The following is a 13,981-nucleotide window of genomic DNA, read 5'->3' on the forward strand; positions in this document are numbered from 1 at the left end:
CAAAAATTTACTCCGCTAATTCGGGATCTTTTATAAATAAAATATCCATGATGATAGACGGATCCCACTCTCGCATCTCGGCTTCGCATTTGAGCCTGATTTCGTCTAAATCACTTATAGTCGCGATAGAAAATGCATCATCCACAATGATATGAACTAACAAATACATATCTCTCCCGCGCTTACTTATGCGAACTTCAACATGCTCGTAAGGGACGTCAGCCAACGTCTTTTTAAACTTTTTCTCAATTACAGCCGAGATAGCTTCGGGCGGCGCTTTATTTATTACCTCATTAAGGCTTTCCCGCAAAATTTTAAATGGCACGGGCAACATCGCTGAGCCAAGAACGATGAGGAGTACCGGGTCGACGTAGGGCGCAAGCATACTATATTGCGTCCCCTCAAGAACGTACGCCAAAATGAAAGCGAGGAGTATGGATGCGCTTAACACTCCATCGATCATCCATGTATGCGAATCTACCCTGACTAAGTCTGACAGTAAGTGTTTCCCTTTAATACGCATGTAAAAGGAAATGCCAAAGCAGCCTGTGGTTGCTACCACACCGTAAAACATACCAATGTCATAGGCGGAAGGGTTGCCACCTGCGATAACACTTTGAATAGAGCTCGCTACGGCATACATGCAAGTAACTATAATTATCAGCGACTTGAACATGTTCAAAGTAGGTTCAATTGCGGTGTAGCCAAAATGAAAGCGGTCATCGTCTGGGCGCTGAACTAGACTCGCCACTTTAAGCGTTAACGTTGACATAACAAATGCAATTAAGGAGTACGCCGCATCGAATAAAATTGCGCCTGAGTGAGTTGCAATAGCGAAACCGAGCGCAACAAAAACAAAAGCGCCGGCGATGTAAAAGGAAAGCGTGAGCAACCGCTTTTCTTCAGAGTGATGGAAACCAATGTCCATGAAAGTCACTACAAAATTAGGGTGCGCGGATTCTACTCTGATATTTTAAAAAAAATAGGGGTCCAATGAAAAATACCGCTATTTTTTTAACCAATTCGGTGGTACAAGTCGGCTACGTTTTTTCCACGTAACGCGATCCGTTTTTGGCACTCTTTTTAAACTATGACAATCAGTACCCATCCTTCTATTAAAAGTTATTTTGATGCTGACGAAAGCCGTAAAGAAGTCCAGCAAGCTTTCTCTCGCGGAGTTACATATGCGGGCCATTCATTAATGGTGCCCGAGAAGTTTAGCTACCAAGTATTGCCCCATTTTAACGACCGTTATGCCCTGTTTAATCAGGGCGAGAGCTATGAACTTATATCTAACGTTTGTTTACACCGACAGGCCAAACTGCTTGAAGGAAGTGGACGAACCCGAAATATCGTATGCAAATTGCACTGTTGGGGTTATGACAACACAGGGCTGTTAAAAGGCACGCCTCACTTTAAGGATGCTCCTAATGGACAGTTAAAAAAAGAATCACTAACAACATGGAACGGCCTGTTGTTTCGCGGCCGTGCTCCTCAACTAGATCTGACTTCACTCGGACTAGACGAGTACCTAGACTTTACTGGTTATTTCTATGCAGGCTCTGAAACAGCTGAATACAAATTCAATTGGAAGACCTTTGTAGAAATATACCTTGAAAATTATCATGTTTATTCAATGCACCCTGGGCTACGCCAATTTGTAAAAGCAGATGACTTAGAATGGTCGTTTGGTGAGGACTTCTCAATACAAAAAGTAGGGCTGGGTCGCGAGCTTACGAAACGTACTACCGATAATTATCGCGAATTCCAAGATGCTCTTTTGAGCCGCTATGGTCAGGCGCTTCCGAAGTATGGCGCAATTTGGTGCTTTTTATATCCTAATATCATGATTGAATGGTACCCAGATATTATTGTAGTCAGCACCATCTATCCCAAGGGCGCAGATGCTTGTATAAACCACGTAGAGTTTTATTACCCCAAAGCACTGCATGAATCCATGCCACACTACTTTATTGCAGAAAAGCGCGCTTACATGGAAACAGCAGAAGAAGACGAGGAAGCCTGCCTTTTGTTAGAAAAAGGACGGCGGGCATTGTTTTCTACAGGTGAGGAAGAACACGGCCCTATTGAGCCTTTCTTAGAAGCTGGGGTAGCGCACTTCTACGACTGGTTGGCCCGCACTGAGTAATAGTCAGGGTAATTGAGGATGAGTTGAACAAGGTTGTTCACTTTTTGTTAACGATATCGAGTAACTTTTTCAGAAATCCCTATATTTATCACAATAACCGCAAGCGCTAAGACGACACCAAAAAACATATCCACATGAATTACATATGATTTTCGAGAATGGCATGTACTGTGAATCACTCATATAGAATTCTCTCCTCCGTTTTAGAGCAGTATGGAGGCCATAAACCAAGGAGTAAGATATGAAAAAGTTAACAATTGCAACGCTTATCAGTGCAGCGCTTTCTACTACAGCATTTGCTGGTGATGAAGTAGAAAAAATCGAAACAACATTCGCGAATCTGGATAAAGATGGCAGTGGGTATGTTTCGCAAGAAGAAGCTAAAGATAGCGATATTTTGCCGCACTTTACGCGAATTGATAAGAATGCAGACGCGCAACTTTCAATGAAGGAATTTAACGCCCATATCGAGAGATATCCTCTGCATTTCGACGGTGATGTGGTTTCTTCAGCACGTTCGGAACAAGAAAGCATCCATGAAGAAGGAACAATGGAAACTTATGTAGCGGTTGATAGTGAAATTGAGAAACAAGTGAGCTCGGTGCAGGACAAGAAAATGACGCATGAACTGCAGGCTACCACTGAGCCAGAAGTAAATGAGAAAGTCATTGAAAAGGAAATTGATGTAAAGGCAGAACAGACAGTGGTTGCCGAGAGTAAATTCGAAATGATGGACTCAAATAACGACGGTGAACTTACCAAAGCTGAAGCGTCGCGAAGTGGCGTAACCCGTGACTTTGATGACATTGATGCTAACGGTGATGAACTCATCACGCGTATAGAATATACTCAATATCAAAGCATGAAAAATGATTCTGAAGAGTAATTCTAATAGGTAAAAAAGCCGCATCTGCGGCTTTTTTCACTTACAAGACCTGTTACCTGAAGTGAGTATTCGAACCCGTGAGTGAATATCACAGCATTGGCAGCAAGCGGATTACTGCGCTTCACCGTGAATTTTTAAGGAATCAATCATGTTAACTTCTACAAGCATAAAAAGCTTACTGGCATTTAAAACCCTAACGAAAATAAACAGGAGACGGGATACATCGACTTCTAGTAAAGGAAGCTTAATTACTTCCGATACACTTAGCAAAGCGACTACTCCACCTTCCGTCGCGGCAATTACTGGCGCGGCTTATACGCTTTCAACATTTTCAAACACCCCTAAACTACAGCGGTTTCTTCTTAAGTCCACGTTATCAGCGTCAGTTGCAGGCTTATTGAATGCGGGCCTTAAACGACTAATTGGTCGGAAGCGCCCCCGGGCAGAATCAGGGCCGGCATTTAAGGGGCCAGCGTTGAAAGACGAATACAACGCCATGCCGTCGGGCCACGCCAGTGCAATAGCGGCTGTGGCAGGCTCTATACCCCGATCTTCAGGCCCTTTGCTATTAGCATCTGCGGCTGGGCTTGCAGCTACCGCAATAATTGGAAAGTCTAGAACTAAGCGAGATGCCCACCACCTCTCCGATGTGCTAGTGGGTAGCTGTTTGGGGTTTGGTGTTGCCTATGCGGTTTCTAAGTTAGAAAAACCCGTAATTTCTGAAACTAAGCAGATAGTTAAAAATCGCCCCCACATTTAAAAACGTTACACAGGGCAAACGTTCAATTTTGAGGGCTAACATGTCGTTAGCCCCTTCTATTCGTTTAAACCTGCGTGCCTCACCCCAGCGGTAAAAAAGTCAAATTCGATCCATTTTCCTTATACCCACAGGGCATTACGTGAGTTGTAAAATAGCACTTGAAAGATACGAGTTCATGCGTCAATACTTAGCTAGCGCAGAGTTTGGCATGCGAGACTTGCCCTTATTTCCGTCTGATACAGGAAACGTTATGACTAATTATGTTGGTTCTTGCCTATGTGGTGCAGTAACTTTTGAGATTGAAGCTGAATTCGAGAGTTTCTATTTGTGTCACTGTAAGCATTGTCAAAAAGACACAGGTTCCGCTTTTGCTGCTAACCTTTTTTCTCAGACGGGCAAGCTAACCTGGTGTTCAGGTGAAGATAACATCTCGTCTTTCACACTTGCCGGAAGCCAACACCAAAAAAGCTTCTGTCAGGATTGCGGGACGGCGCTGCCAAACAATCCCCCCTCAGGAATGCTAGTTGTACCGGCAGGGTGCCTGGACACTGATGTAGCAGTAATACCTACTGCTCATATTTTTGTGGCCAGTAGAGCTTCGTGGGAGAGTAATTTAGTAACCATAAGAAAACTTAAAGGTTTGCCTGAGTAGCAAAGCATGTTTGAAAATAAATTTTTCCCTAGAATACTAAGTTACGTTCTGCCCCGCCGTTTTATTAATCTTAATTTTAATCGCTTACCGGAACAGACTCTATAATGCCCACCATTTCAGCATTCCCGCTCAGTCTTGCAAGATCAATTAGGTAATCTTTTTCAAGCTTATCAAGCGCTTTTCCCTCTAATCGCGCCTTTACTTCCTCAGTATCACCATTGGCGATCGAGGTTTTAACGGCAGCAAAATTACCCAAAGAGCGATCGGTTGTTTTTTCATTTGATTCTTTAGAAGCCATACGGTGTCCTTAGTATGTGTTCGGGCGTAAGATAGCATGAAGAACTTTCATCTACGTTTTGTAGTTGAGCAAGACTCATATCGATCAGTGTATTTCGATTAATGCTGTCTTCATTTGAATGATTCAAAGCGCTAAAAGACGTCACCAACACCACGTTCATCTCCTACCACCTAAACCGTAGCCGATAGATAGCCAGCCCTATTAGGCCACCCAAATTTGAAATTCCCATGGCCCAAGCTTGGTAGATGAGTCAACATTAAAAATGATACGTTCACCAGATTCCCAATGTGCATACTCACCTTCAAACAAAGGTTCTGCGAACATAACGTCTACTTGCTCGCGAGAAAAATTGATGATTACAAACACTTTTTCGTCTTCGTTATGGCGTACAAAGCTAAACACTTTACCCATATTGGAGTTTGGAACTTGAATCATTCTTTTTCCAAACTCTCCGTTCCCTAATACCGCTTTAGATTTTTTAAGCGCTATCAGTTTGCGGTACAACGCTCCGATCTCATGCTCTTGCCAATCGATTGGGTCTCGCTCAAAAAAGGCTAGCCGCTTCGTTTCACCCGCTTCCTGCCCGTTGTGTATCAAAGGCATGCCCTCGCCTACTACAGACAGGGCAATACATGCCTCGAGCGCATCACCGAACTGCTCACGGTGTGTGCCATCCCACGCGTTTTTATCGTGATTGCTAACAAACGTCATTCTATAAGCGGAATGCGGCCAGCTTCTCTCGTTCCACGAATAGTACTTACGCAGCCTATCAAGTGAGCATCGACCATGCGCCAGTTCATGAAGCGTTTCGTTCCAACTCCACGCATACGTCATATTGAAGGCATTTTCATGTAAATCGCGATTTTCCCATTCAGCCAACATAAATAAAGGTTTAATGGCTTTTAATTCCCTTACCGCTTGCTGCCAAAAATCATTGGGCACATAGCCCGCGACGTCACAACGAAAGCCGTCAATATCAAAGGTCTCGACCCAGTAGCATAGGGCCTCAATCATGTATTTTCGTAAACCGACTTGCTCATAATCAAACTCAATAATGTCACTCCAATCCCACCAGGGAGAAGGACGGAAGTCTCCTTTATAATCTCTGGCGTACCATTGTGGGTACTTTTCAACCAACGAATTATCCCACGCGCTGTGATTTGGCACCCAGTCGATAATTATCTTTAACGACAATCGATGTGCTTCATCTACCAGTGCTTTAAAATCCTCTTGGGTTCCGAATTCTGGATTTACTGCTAAATAGTCTTTGACCGCATAGGGGCTTCCCAGCTCTCCTTTGCGATTTTTTTCACCAATAGGATGTATAGGCATTAACCAGACAATATCTGCACCAAGAGACTTTATGTGAGCTAGCCCTTCTTTTACCCCTTCGAAATTTCCTTTTTTCGAAAACTGCCGCGTATTCACTTGATAGATGACAGCATGAGAAGACCATTGTGGCTGCAAAACGTTGTAGCGTTGCTGAGGTTCAGGATTGATATCCATATTATCTTTCCTTATTCATACTAAATGAATGACTGAGTGTGCGCCTGGAACAATTGTTAGTTTTTAACCTGTCGGTCATTTAAATACAATTGATTGAACGGCTTAAAAAATAGGTAAACTCGTCATACCTAAAATTAGTACCCACATCCCGAAAAAAAGTTTTAATCGCTGTACAGAGAATGCCAAAACCACGTATTTGGCTATCATTCCACCCACGATGGCCCCCGCACCGGCAAACAAGACCACCTGCCACACGACAGCGTCGCTAGCAAACACGTGATAAGGCAAGGATGACCATACCGTAAAGGCGGATAAAATAACGGCGATAGCAATTGACATAGTTACGTTAAAGCCGCGAATAATCAGGTATACGGCAACAAGCTCCCCCACTCCTACCGACAACCATGCGGTAATAATCCCACCAACAAAGCCGATAAATGGCAGCAATACTAAGTCTTTTGTGGAGAGATCTTTTTCGAAATGTGTACGTTTCATCAGTGGAATAGAAGCGAAAATCGCTATTGCTAATAAGATGGAAAAGCTTCCAAAAGCGATATGCAGGTTGTTAGCCCCTCCCCAAAACTGCTCAAGTAATCGCGTACTTTGTGAAGAATATTGAGCGAACCCTATTCCACAAATCGACGCAGGAACCGACAGCATTAATGCGCTTGGTAGCGCTTTCCAATAATCGTCATGGCGGTGTTGCCGTCTAAAATAGGTGGCCCAGGTCAGCGCTCCTGCCGTCATACCGCAGCACTGAATGGCAAAACTCGTCGCCACCACGCTTTGTGGCGAAAACATTAAGTAATTAAAAAAAGGCACAAAGACAACGCCACCACCAGCGCCAGTAGCATTCGCAAAAATAGCGCCAACTACTCCAAGCCCACTGAACAGGCCATAGTTTTTAATGAGTTCTAGAGTAGAAGGCTGGGCGAGCAATAAGATTATCCAAGCACACAACAACGTGCCAAGCAGTAATTTCTTGCCGGGGTTTCGCTTGATAAAAGAAGTCACAATGGTCCTTAAAAAATACGACAATATTTGGTTACAAGCTAAATGCACTACATAGCAAATCGCATTTGTACAAATTTCAAACTATTGTTGTCACATCGCGTATAAGCTTTTACTTACACAATTATCGTATACAGCATTTTGTAAAAACATGGTTGAAGTATCTACATTTGAGCAGCAGGTGCAACTGCACCTTTCGCCAAATCGCTCAGCAACATGGCAACAAACGAAATTTCTTATGGCTAGCTTTGGGCTGTTTATCAGCTCAATTGCGATCGCGTGGGCATTTGCGGGCGCATGGGTTATTTTACCATTTGCTGGAATAGAAGTAGGACTACTCACACTCATTATGTATTTGGTTTCAAAAGCCACCTACCAATGGCAAACGGTGCTGATTTCCCCTCAAACTATTTTTGTACAATGTTCAAATGGCGCCCATTTGCGTTTTCCTCGCCACGACACGTCTCTTTATTTTTTTGAAGATACCGAAAAAAAGCGCCTTCCCCGATTGGTCCTGCAAACCCACCTTCAACAGTTTGAGCTTGGTGCGTTTTTAAACGCGGATGATAAGCAGCGCGTACACGATAGCTTAAAGACAACGGGGATAATGATATGTACGAACAAGTGGTGGTAATTAGTTCTAACACTACAGGAACTAAAATGCTTGACGTCTCTCGCGGCGTGACTATGACACAAAATTAATGATCATAGTACGGGGTTTCAACTAATTAGTATAAGGCAGCCGAAATTATTAACGGCGACATCACAAGGATACTTTTATGAATTTATATATAGAGTCATTGGAAGGCGGTAACTATTTAGCTTCAACAGGCATGGGAAGTGCTCGTACTCTAGTTCGTAACAATAAGTCTGAACCAAAGACGTTTCATTGTCTGAATGAAATAAGAGAACACTTCCACTCGAAAACTTTCGATAAAGTATGGCTTAGACAGAGCACGCCTTATGAAGAGATGGTGGGACAAACCGATCATCCAGGGCCATTGGAACTTGAAATTGAGTGGTAAAGTGCAAATAGCGAACAATTTGACAGCACTTTGTACTGATTAGCACGTTTTTTGCGTACTGCATAACTAACGTAGAAGAAGCGTGTTTGTTATTGGGTTTGACTCGATGGAAACCGTTATTTTCTAATCGCTGTGAAGTACCTACATGCTAAGGAGAACTGCATGAATATTAGTAAGTTAACTGTCAAATCACTACTATTTTCCGCCATCATGACGCTAACCGCGTGCGCTTCAATGGGTAGCGGCACTGTCGCCGAAAAACAACAGGCCATCCTAGACATGCAGGAAAACGCGCTTACTCGCTTATACACCGAGAAACCGGATACACGCTCTCAGATCAGAGATGCTGCGGGTTACGCCGTGTTTACCAACGCCAATATCAATGTTTTCTTTGTTGCCGCAGGCACAGGCTATGGTGTTGTGAACAATAACGTCACTGGCACTAAAACCTACATGAATATGGCAGAAGGTGGCGTTGGACTAGGATTAGGCGCAAAAGATTATCGAATTGTAATGGTATTCCACACGCAAAAAGCAATGAACTACTTCATTGATAACGGATGGACAGTAGGCGGAAATGCAGACGTAGCTGCAAAAGCGGGTAACAAGGGCGCATCTGCAGAAGGTGAAGGTTACCTTGGTAACGTAACCGTTTACACCATGACGGAAAGCGGTCTTACATTACAAGCTACGGTAAAAGGCACCAAATTCTGGGTAGATAAAGAATTAAACTAATCTTTCGAGTTTTTCGCCTTTATCTTGCTGATTTACAGCAAATCCAGACAATGAGCGCCTCCTGAATACAAGAGGCGCTTTTTTATATTAATGTTTTTGATTTTCCTCAATACGCATCCACTGGGCTCGCGTGCAATTTTCTAGCAAGTCAAAAGCTTCAAACACCACCTCTTGACCTTGCACAAAGGCGTGTTCTTCATCAGGCTTTCGTCTTTTTAAGGCGTCTAACTTTTCTTTTGTCCCCGCCCTGCCAGGATGATTTGACAAAAAAACATCAATATTTTGTTCTTTCACGAGCGTTTTCATTACTATTGCAGAATCTGTATATGCCTTGATCCTCGCTACATCTGGGCCATAGTTAAGCCCAGTACCGCCCCATAACACAGCGCGATACTTTTCATCCTCATCGATGACGGGGAAGACGACGGTTAACGTACCTGGCGTATGACCCGGCGTAACATAAAGCGTTAGTTCAGTATCGTTAACTTTCAGCGTTTCACCATCGGTTACGCCCACGTCTCGGCTTGGCTTTTTACCCCACCGATAACTAGCAAATTTATCGTTTTCAAGGAAATCCCACTCTATATCACTCATGACGATGCGAGGGTTATACGTTGATTTGATAAGCTCAAACCCACCATAGTGATCGCCGTGACCGTGAGAAATAATAAGGTGAGATATGGGCTTTGTGCCTAATCCGAGTGCAGAAAGACCATCAATTATGTACTGTTGCGCTTGCTCGTTATTATTTAATGCATCCACCAGAACAATGCTCTTGCCTGTGTCGATTGCCCAACTTGCAACGTTGCCTGCCCCCACGTAATAGAGGTTATCAAAGACCTTCTGGGGTGGTATTTGGCGCCGCCCCTTGCCTTTGCGGTCGGGCTTGCTTCCACTCTCGGCACGCTTGGGTCTTTCCTGTCGCTTTTCACCGAGTTTAAACATATCTCTGGGCGGAGCACTGATATCGCATAAGCTTGCTAAGCCAGGAAAATGCGTAGCGCTCTCTAGCCCCTTATGAGCATAATCATCAGCAGTTAGCGTTGAGCTAGCAATGCAATTGGCGCAAAAGCCAACAGCCCATGCAATAGCTGCTATTTTTAAAACGTCCAATTTACCCCCAGCCACAATCTTCTTCCATCTTCAACGTACCCAAACTCTTCGTAGCGCATAGTTTTATCAAATGCATTGTAGAGCCCAGTTTGCAACTTAACATTGCGCGTTAGTTTAGTGTTGTAACCTATATCAAACAAGCCAACCCCAGGAGACAAAATTGAGCGCGACGATACTGACGTTAACGCCGTTTCTTCTCCCCTCACTGTCCATCTTGACCAAATTTCGCTGTCTCGAGAAATACGATAGGTGGTGTTCAATGTGAACAAATGTTTAGGCTGCTGAACTAAAGGCAAACCTTGATTTTCACCGGTCTTTTGCTCTGAGCGAGTAAAGCTGTAGGCCCCGTTAAATGACCAATTCCCGACATTATATTTTGCTGCAAATTCAGCGCCGTAAGACTCTGCTTCATCTACGTTGATGTTGTAGCGATCCGTTTCATCTAGGCAAACAGATAACTCGCAAGAGGCAATGGCAATTTTGTCATCGAAGTCATTGTGAAAGACAGTAATACTGTACTCTAGGCCAGCATCACCGGAATAGTACAAAGCAAGCTCTCTGTTCAACGTTGTTTCTGGTGACAAATCTGGATTGCCGTAAACATTTCCCCCACGGCTTTCTTGAATCCAACCATCAGTCATCTCACGGAGCTCTGGTGTGCGATAGCCAGTAGATACACCACCTTTGACCACCCAATTGTCGTTGATATTGTATACCGCGTAGGCGCGAGGACTAACTTGAGAACTAAACTGCTCGTTGTCATCAAGGCGAATACCTAGCGTAAAAGCTAAATTATCACTTATGCGCCATTCATCTTCGCCATAAAAAGACCACTGGCTATTTTCAATATTGGTCGCATCACCGCCATTTGTATCGAAATCGTCAAGTGACTCTTCAAGGAATTCTGCACCTAACGTCAGCATATGACTGTCGCTAACGACCCAAGACCATTGAGAATTTATCACTAAATTATCAATGGTAATGTCTCGCCCCACGTTCTCTACCGACTCTTGCTGAATATAACTGCGAGCATTTACATCGCCATATTTCCCCTCGTGAGTCAGCGCATATGATTGCCTATCACTCTCTAATTCTGATAAAGCGTTTCTTTCTGGCAACGACTTACCGGGTGTAGCGGTGCGAGTCTGATCTTGAGAAATGAATTCAAACGTTAGTACATCTGTCGTGTTGGGTGTTAAGTGAAACGCTGTACGAATATTACTGAGGTCTTTTTGTGCGTAACCACGCTCAATATTGTCTTCTTCTCGCTTTTGATAAAGGCCGCTGGCTGTAATGCTCAACAAATTTTCAATTAACGGCCCTGAAAACGCGAGCTGGACTTGACTATCTGATCCACTGTCTGAGTTTTCTTGAATTTTAGTTTCTGCGCGAAGGTTGCCGCTCCACTTTCTAAAGTTCTTTCGCGTTATGATATTGATCACGCCACCCATTGCATCGGAACCATACAAGGTAGACATGGGCCCACGCACAATTTCAATTCGTTCTATACTGTCTAATGGGGGTAACCAATCTTGTTCATACCCGCCGCTGCCATTTGGCTGTGACTCCCTGCCCGTCTGCTTTTTTCCATCAACAAGGATTGAAGTGTATTGTGCAGGAAGTCCCCGAACGCTTATGTCTTGGCGGTATCCGCCACCCGTAACTGTGACACCGGGTACATCGCGAAGCGCATCGGTAATATCTTTATATGCGCGCTGTACGAGTTGCTTTCTATCGATAACGCTTACTGACGCAGGTGCTTGAGACAATAACTGTTCGAAGCCAGAAGCAGTAACAGTGATGCTCTCTACATTATCCTGCTCGTTTGATTGAGCAAACACACTCTGTGAGAACAATGAATACAGTGTAATTGCCAGTAAAGTGGGAGTAAAACGCATACTTAATCGATTAACATAAAAAGGAATTAGCTAATGATAATTATTATCATTAAGATGTAAAGTTGAAATTCGTTTTTATCGTTCCGTTTAGTTATTTTTGCAGAAAGCTAACATTCAAAATGAAAACAATACTTTACATCAACAACCTTATTTGGGCATATTTTAGTCAATTAATGTGTTCAGTAACCGTTTCAACATAGGGGTTGCGTATGATTGTCGTGGTGTTTAATCAAAAAGGTGGGGTGGGTAAATCAACGATTAGTACCAATTTAGCCGCACAAAGCGCGAAGGTGGGTCACAAAACATTATTGGTAGACCTGGATGCCCAAGGAAACAGCACGCATTACGTGGGATTTGACGCCAACGAAAAATGCCTTACCGTAGCCGATATGTTCAAACAGACGTGCTAAACGTCAATATCAATGTGCTTGAGCCCACCGCGCTTGTTGTCTCGTTCTTTGTCTTTCGAGTTCTCAGCTGATGCATCAATTACCTCGGTACGCTTTATGTCTTGGAAATTGTCGCGGTCTTCTTCACTAATGTGCTCAGACTTCTTCGTTTTCTGCACTTTTTTCACCCGCTCATCGGGTTCAATCGGCACTTTGGTATTGCGAGGCAAAATGGGAAACAGTAGATCGTTGCTCATGCGCCCTCCTAAAATGTGTATGGGTTTATAGAGTTTATCGGCCGAGTGGTGCTCAAAATTATGGTTCACAACTCATTCATAACGAATAGTTTTATTATATGTATATTAATTTAGAGTTAATGTAGGAAAAGAGTTCACTTTTGCCTTGCAAATCGATGCTCAAACCGCTAATGTTTCAGCCGTTCGAAATTAGGAATTAGATTCACCAAAATGATTAATTGCGCGGCGAAACATCACCATCACCACAAAGCATAACCTTTCAGGTTCGTGCTGGAAGGTCTATATTTCCTTCCAACGGCGCAGATAGAAAAATTCTCGACCCTCGGAAGGAAACTTCCGGGGGTTTTTCGTTTTAGGCGCAATCAAAAGTTAAAACACAACGTGTAAGGAACGTTTCAATGAGTAACAGCAACAGACTTCGAATTGCCGTACAGAAATCAGGTCGCTTAAGTGATGACAGCATCGCACTTCTAAAAGCAATCGGCATAAAACTGAACATTCGTGATCGCCTGCTGATTGCGCATTCAACGAACCAGCCTATTGATTTGCTTCGCGTACGTGACGACGATATTCCAGGCCTTGTTATGGATGGTGTTTGTGACCTTGGCTTTATCGGCGAAAACGAGCTTGAAGAAAAAATGCTTGAGCGCAAAGCGGCAGGCAAGCCGTTTGAATATGAAGTTTTACGTCGTCTAGACTACGGCGGCTGCCGCTTGTCCATTGCGGTACCTAACGAAATGAAATATGACGGCATTCAGTCTCTAGAAGGCAAAAAAGTAGCGACCACCTACCCTTACCTGCTTGAGCGTTATTTCAAAGACCAAGGCATTAATGCTAAAGCCGTCATGTTACAAGGTTCAGTGGAGGTTGCTCCTCGTGCCGGTGTGGCTGACGCGATTTGCGACTTGGTATCTACAGGCGCAACGCTTGAAGCAAATGGTCTTGTAGAAAAAGATGTCATCTTCCGCAGTAAAGCCGTTCTTATTAAGCGCGCTGACGGCGAACTTAGCGACGAGAAAGAAACACTGGTTAACCGCCTCATGCCGCGTGTTGATGGCGTGTTACTAGCAAAAGAAAGCAAGTACATCATGCTACATGCACCAAAGGCGTATTTAGAGCAGGTGAAAAGCCTACTACCAGGTGCTGAAAACCCAACGGTTCTTCCCCTTGCTGGAAACGACGAGCAAGTGGCTATTCACGTTGTTTCTACAGAAACTTTATTCTGGGAAACCATGGAAAAGCTTAAAGCCCTTGGTTGTAGCTCTATTCTTGTAATGCCAATCGAAAAAATGATGGGCTAAA

At 43.7% G+C, this 13,981-nt stretch carries 16 protein-coding genes and 1 other annotated feature; of the genes, 9 read left to right on the forward strand and 7 right to left on the reverse strand.

Going from position 1 to position 13,981, the window contains the following annotated elements; genetic code table 11:
* Positions 1-7: 7 nt before the first annotated feature.
* Positions 8-928: a cation diffusion facilitator family transporter gene (locus JC525_RS06260; protein ID WP_198815050.1), complete on the reverse strand. Its 921-nt coding sequence runs from the start codon at positions 926-928 to the stop codon at positions 8-10.
* A gap of 162 nt (positions 929-1,090) precedes the next feature.
* On the opposite strand from JC525_RS06260, the gene JC525_RS06265 reads away from it, so the two are divergent.
* The 4 genes from JC525_RS06265 to JC525_RS06280 all read left to right on the forward strand — a co-directional run bounded on the left by JC525_RS06265 (position 1,091) and on the right by JC525_RS06280 (position 4,447).
* Positions 1,091-2,149 carry an aromatic ring-hydroxylating oxygenase subunit alpha gene (locus tag JC525_RS06265; RefSeq protein ID WP_198815051.1) on the forward strand — a complete coding sequence of 353 codons (1,059 nt, stop codon included), beginning with the start codon at positions 1,091-1,093 and terminating at the stop codon, positions 2,147-2,149.
* Between the two features lie 241 nt (positions 2,150-2,390).
* Entirely contained in the window at positions 2,391-3,035 is a 645-nt protein-coding gene (locus JC525_RS06270; RefSeq protein ID WP_198815052.1) for a calcium-binding protein, read from the forward strand.
* A gap of 148 nt (positions 3,036-3,183) precedes the next feature.
* The gene (locus tag JC525_RS06275) at positions 3,184-3,795 is read left to right on the forward strand and encodes a phosphatase PAP2 family protein (RefSeq protein ID WP_198815053.1); all 612 of its coding nucleotides are present in this window, start codon (positions 3,184-3,186) and stop codon (positions 3,793-3,795) included.
* A 175-nt stretch (positions 3,796-3,970) separates the two neighbouring features.
* Positions 3,971-4,447 carry a GFA family protein gene (locus JC525_RS06280; RefSeq protein WP_442859523.1) on the forward strand — a complete coding sequence of 159 codons (477 nt, stop codon included), beginning with the start codon at positions 3,971-3,973 and terminating at the stop codon, positions 4,445-4,447.
* Positions 4,448-4,523: 76 nt separating this feature from the next.
* Here the strand turns inward: JC525_RS06280 and JC525_RS06285 are convergent, their stop codons facing one another.
* The 3 genes from JC525_RS06285 to JC525_RS06295 form a co-directional block, all read right to left on the reverse strand.
* On the reverse strand, positions 4,524-4,745 hold the full coding sequence (locus JC525_RS06285; protein WP_198815054.1) for a hypothetical protein: 222 nt from the start codon (positions 4,743-4,745) through the stop codon (positions 4,524-4,526).
* 201 nt (positions 4,746-4,946) lie between these two features.
* Positions 4,947-6,251 (reverse strand): alpha-amylase family glycosyl hydrolase, encoded by a 1,305-nt coding sequence (locus JC525_RS06290; RefSeq protein ID WP_198815055.1) that lies wholly within the window; start codon positions 6,249-6,251, stop codon positions 4,947-4,949.
* A gap of 102 nt (positions 6,252-6,353) precedes the next feature.
* Positions 6,354-7,265: a sulfite exporter TauE/SafE family protein gene (locus tag JC525_RS06295; protein ID WP_198815056.1), complete on the reverse strand. Its 912-nt coding sequence runs from the start codon at positions 7,263-7,265 to the stop codon at positions 6,354-6,356.
* A gap of 148 nt (positions 7,266-7,413) precedes the next feature.
* Here JC525_RS06295 and JC525_RS06300 point away from each other — a divergent pair, with 148 nt between their 5' ends.
* The 3 genes from JC525_RS06300 (at position 7,414) to JC525_RS06310 (ending at position 9,022) form a co-directional block, all read left to right on the forward strand.
* Positions 7,414-7,896, forward strand: a complete 483-nt coding sequence (locus JC525_RS06300; protein ID WP_198815057.1) for a DUF2244 domain-containing protein — start codon at positions 7,414-7,416, stop codon at positions 7,894-7,896.
* A 145-nt stretch (positions 7,897-8,041) separates the two neighbouring features.
* Complete coding sequence (locus JC525_RS06305) at positions 8,042-8,287, forward strand: DUF6482 family protein (protein ID WP_198815058.1); 246 nt, start codon at positions 8,042-8,044, stop codon at positions 8,285-8,287.
* Positions 8,288-8,449: 162 nt separating this feature from the next.
* The gene (locus tag JC525_RS06310) at positions 8,450-9,022 is read left to right on the forward strand and encodes a YSC84-related protein (protein ID WP_198815059.1); all 573 of its coding nucleotides are present in this window, start codon (positions 8,450-8,452) and stop codon (positions 9,020-9,022) included.
* Between the two features lie 87 nt (positions 9,023-9,109).
* Here JC525_RS06310 and JC525_RS06315 read toward each other — a convergent pair whose 3' ends face one another.
* A complete protein-coding gene (locus tag JC525_RS06315; RefSeq protein ID WP_198815060.1) occupies positions 9,110-10,150 on the reverse strand; it encodes an MBL fold metallo-hydrolase in 1,041 nt (346 codons plus the stop codon).
* Positions 10,123-12,033, reverse strand: a complete 1,911-nt coding sequence (locus JC525_RS06320; protein ID WP_233095015.1) for a TonB-dependent receptor domain-containing protein — start codon at positions 12,031-12,033, stop codon at positions 10,123-10,125. Before JC525_RS06320 ends, JC525_RS06315 begins: the two co-directional genes overlap by 28 nt.
* A gap of 209 nt (positions 12,034-12,242) precedes the next feature.
* Here JC525_RS06320 and JC525_RS06325 point away from each other — a divergent pair, with 209 nt between their 5' ends.
* Positions 12,243-12,443, forward strand: coding sequence for an AAA family ATPase (locus tag JC525_RS06325; RefSeq protein WP_233095016.1), 201 nt, complete (start codon positions 12,243-12,245; stop codon positions 12,441-12,443).
* Here the strand turns inward: JC525_RS06325 and JC525_RS06330 are convergent.
* Positions 12,440-12,679: a hypothetical protein gene (locus tag JC525_RS06330; protein WP_198815061.1), complete on the reverse strand. Its 240-nt coding sequence runs from the start codon at positions 12,677-12,679 to the stop codon at positions 12,440-12,442. The genes JC525_RS06325 and JC525_RS06330 overlap by 4 nt on opposite strands.
* Positions 12,680-12,909: 230 nt before the next feature.
* Positions 12,910-13,027: a sequence feature (His leader region), on the forward strand.
* Between the two features lie 50 nt (positions 13,028-13,077).
* Here JC525_RS06330 and hisG point away from each other — a divergent pair.
* Complete coding sequence (hisG, locus tag JC525_RS06335) at positions 13,078-13,980, forward strand: ATP phosphoribosyltransferase (RefSeq protein ID WP_198815062.1); 903 nt, start codon at positions 13,078-13,080, stop codon at positions 13,978-13,980.
* The last annotated feature ends 1 nt before the right edge of the window (position 13,981 follow it).

It is taken from the genome of Alteromonas sp. IB21 (assembly GCF_016405965.1).
Taxonomy (GTDB): Bacteria; Pseudomonadota; Gammaproteobacteria; order Enterobacterales; family Alteromonadaceae; genus Alteromonas.